This is a genomic window from Agriterribacter sp. (genome assembly GCF_035444585.1).
Classification (GTDB): Bacteria; Bacteroidota; Bacteroidia; order Chitinophagales; family Chitinophagaceae; genus Agriterribacter.
This window is the reverse complement of the sequence record NZ_DAOMOZ010000328.1, coordinates 1-3,518: the sequence shown is the minus strand read 5'-3', so window position 1 is coordinate 3,518 and position 3,518 is coordinate 1. Positions and strand designations below refer to the sequence as shown.

Here is a 3,518-nt window from a genome sequence, read left to right as displayed (position 1 = left end):
TTATTTTAACGGCAAGCCACAATCCAAGGGAGTGGAACGCTTTGAAATTGCTGAACAGCAAGGGTGAGTTTATTTCGGCGCAGGACGGAAAGGAGGTATTGGAAATAGCAGCCGCTGAAAACTTTGAATTTGTTCCGGTTGATAAGCTGGGTACAGTAAAGGAAGATGATTCTTATCTTAAGAAGCATATAGAGGCCATTACCTCTCTTGATCTGGTTGATATTGCAGCCATCAAAGCCAGGAAATTTAAAATAATTGTAGATGCCGTGAACAGCACCGGCGCATTATTTGTGCCTGAACTGTTGCATGCTTTGGGTGTACAGGCTAAAGACATTACGGTCATAAATGACGAGATCAATGGCAGGTTTGCTCATAATCCCGAGCCGCTTCCGGAGCACCTGGGGGAGCTGAGCAATATGGTGCGAAAGAATGGGGCAGATATGGGAATTGCCATTGATCCTGACGTTGACCGGCTTTGCTTTGTGTGTGAGGATGGCAGCATGTTTGGCGAAGAATATACCCTGGTTGCCGTTGCCGATTACGTACTGAGCAGGCAGCCCCGCAATACGGTTAGCAATATGTCTTCTACCCGGGCCTTAAAAGATATTACCTTAAAGCACGGGGGGGAGTACTACCCCAGTGCTGTGGGTGAAGTGAACGTGGTGAACCGGATGAAAGAAACGAACGCGGTGATAGGTGGCGAGGGCAATGGCGGTATTATATTGCCTGCTTTACATTACGGGCGTGATGCCCTGGTAGGGATAGCGTTATTTCTTAGCCAATTGGCCAAAACGCAAAAAAGCATCAAACAGTTAAGAGGCACCTACCCCACTTATTTTATCAGTAAAAACAAACTCGAACTCGAACATGGCGTGGATGTGAAGGAGGTATTTGAAAAAATTAAAGCCAAATACAAAAGTCACCCGGTTAATACAGAAGACGGTTTAAAAATTGAATTTGATAACGACTGGGTGCACCTCCGTACCAGCAATACGGAACCGATCATCCGCATTTATGCGGAAAGTAATTTTGAATCTACCGCAAATAATATAGCGCTGCGCTTAATGCAGGATATCAGGGAAATGAAATAGGATTGCCTTTTTTATTTTTTTGTTGCCTGCAGGTTTTGAGGATAAAGCTTAAATCCCGTGCAAAAAAGAATTTATTTTGATAATGCCGCTACTACGGCACTGGCTCCCGAAGTGCTGGATGCAATGTTGCCATATATGACCGAGAAGTTTGGCAACCCGTCTTCTATTTATTCTTACGGACGTGAAAGCAGGCTTGCCATTGAAAGCGCCCGGAAATCTGTTGCCAGAATACTGAATGCGCATCCTGCTGAAATTTTCTTTACCAGTGGGGGAACTGAAAGCTCCAATACGGCCATTGCCGCTTCTGTAAGAGACCTGGGATGCCGGCGCATAATCACTTCGCCTATTGAGCATCATGCTGTTTTGCATACGGTAGAATATCTGCAGAGCCGGGGTGAGGCACAGCTTTTCTTTGTTAAATTATTGCCTGACGGACATATTGATCTGGATAACCTGGAGCAATTGCTTGCAGCCGGCGAAGAAAAGACGCTGGTTACGCTTATGCATGCCAATAATGAAATTGGCAACCTGCTAAACCTGCAGGAGGTGGGAGAGATGTGCAAGCTGTATGGGGCTGTTTTTCATTCAGACACCGTGCAAACCGTGGGTCATTACCCTATTGATCTGCGGCATACACCTGTTCATTTTATTACGGCAGCCGCTCATAAGTTTCATGGCCCCAAAGGCATTGGTTTGCTGTACATCAATGAAAATATAAGCATACACCCTTATATGCATGGAGGGAGCCAGGAAAGGAATATGAGGGCCGGAACAGAAAACCTGTATGGCATTGTGGGTTTTGCAAAGGCGCTTGAGCTGGCTGCTGCCTCTTATGCAACAGACAGTGAGCTCATCAAATCCATCAGGCAATACATGGCCGAACAATTAAAAAAACATATCAGGGGCGTTGGGTTCAATGGTGATTTTAACGGACAGAGCTTATATACCGTGCTGAATGTGAGCCTGCCCAAAACTGAAAAGTCGGAAATGCTTTTGTTCAACCTTGATATTAACAACATTTGTGCATCCGGCGGCAGCGCATGCACCAGCGGCGCCGATCAGGGTTCCCACGTTATCCGTTCCATTAACAACAATTCCAACAGGGTTGCCGTTCGTTTTTCGTTCTGCCGGCACAATACAAAAGAAGAAGTAGATACAGTAGTTGAAAAGTTGGCAGAGCTTATTTGATGTCTGGTTTCTTTATCGTTTCTGGCTTTCAGCTTTCAGCATAAGAGAATTTCCCACTTTTCACCTCTCACTTTCTTCTTTGGCTTTCAGCGATCAGCTTTCAGCAACAGTATAAGGCGCAACCATCACCATTCACTATTCACACATTCATCTTTCCCTCCTCCCGTCAAGCGATAAATTTGAAATGATAAGACACTTACCCCTTACCACTGCTCAATACCAGCAATCGCTCATGCAATGCAATAACCTGGGGGATAAGCAGCTTTTGCTCATCGTTGTACAGTACAAAATCGCAAAGCTTCATCTTCAATTCTTCGTTCACCTGGCTGCTCATGCGCTTTATTACCTCATCCCGGCTGATATTATCGCGCCGGATCGTCCGGAGCATGCGTAGCTGCCTGGGCGCATATACGCCTATTACCAGGTCAAGCCCTTCCTGTGAGCCGCTTTCGAAGATCAGTGCAGCTTCCTTGATTACATATGCAGCATCTTGCAGTTGCATCCATTTTTCCGCTGCCCTTATTGTAGCCGGATGGACAAGTGAATTGAGCAAAGCTAATTTTTCCTTGTTTTGAAAAACGATGGACGAAATATAGACCCGGTTCAGCACACCGCCTGTATATGCAGCTTCACCAAAATGTTTCTTTATTAAAACTTTAAGGCTTTCGTCTTCATTCATGATGGTTTTGGCAGCAGCATCCGCGTAATACACCGGTATGCCCAATAGTTCAAATATACGGGCAACGGTGGTTTTGCCCGATCCGATGCCTCCTGTTAAGCCGATTTTAAGCACGCCGTTTTAAGTTTTAATCATCTTGTAAAACAAAAATCCGAAATCCTTTTAATATTCGGATTTCGGATGCTGAAACCTGGATCTTATAAAAGCTTATTTTTTGTCGGCAGCCACTCCGCTGTTCAGCTGCTTGCTCCATTCCATGCTTACGGCGCTTTTTTCAATGCGCAGGTAGCTGCCCGGGCTCACTTCCAGTTGGATGGTATTGTCTTCTATCCGGTCAATTTTGCCATGTATACCGGCAATGGTTACTATTTTGTCACCTTTTTGCAGGTTGTTCTGAAAATTTTTAGCGTCTTTGGCTTTTTTGGTTTGAGGGCGGATCATGAAGAAATAGAATACAGCAATAATGCCGACCAGCATTATCATCTGCATCATTTGGGCATTTCCGCCGCCACTTTGTAATAAAACGAAATAATTGTTCATGTGTATGATTTAAATAGTAA

General features: G+C 44.9%; 4 protein-coding genes. 2 read left to right on the top strand and 2 right to left on the bottom strand.

Annotation, left to right across the window (positions count from 1 at the left end; genetic code table 11):
• Positions 1-1,091 (top strand): phosphohexomutase domain-containing protein (locus PLH26_RS21010; RefSeq protein WP_324587979.1); only part of this gene is annotated, 1,091 nt, incomplete at its 5' end.
• A 57-nt stretch (positions 1,092-1,148) separates the two neighbouring features.
• A complete protein-coding gene (locus tag PLH26_RS21005; RefSeq protein ID WP_324587978.1) occupies positions 1,149-2,279 on the top strand; it encodes a cysteine desulfurase family protein in 1,131 nt (376 codons plus the stop codon).
• A gap of 196 nt (positions 2,280-2,475) precedes the next feature.
• On the opposite strand, the gene coaE is transcribed toward PLH26_RS21005, so the two are convergent.
• Together coaE and yajC are read right to left on the bottom strand one after the other, a co-directional pair.
• Positions 2,476-3,072, bottom strand: coding sequence for a dephospho-CoA kinase (coaE, locus tag PLH26_RS21000; protein WP_324587977.1), 597 nt, complete (start codon positions 3,070-3,072; stop codon positions 2,476-2,478).
• A 93-nt stretch (positions 3,073-3,165) separates the two neighbouring features.
• Positions 3,166-3,498, bottom strand: a complete 333-nt coding sequence (yajC, locus tag PLH26_RS20995; RefSeq protein WP_324587976.1) for a preprotein translocase subunit YajC — start codon at positions 3,496-3,498, stop codon at positions 3,166-3,168.
• Between the last annotated feature and the right edge of the window lie 20 nt (positions 3,499-3,518).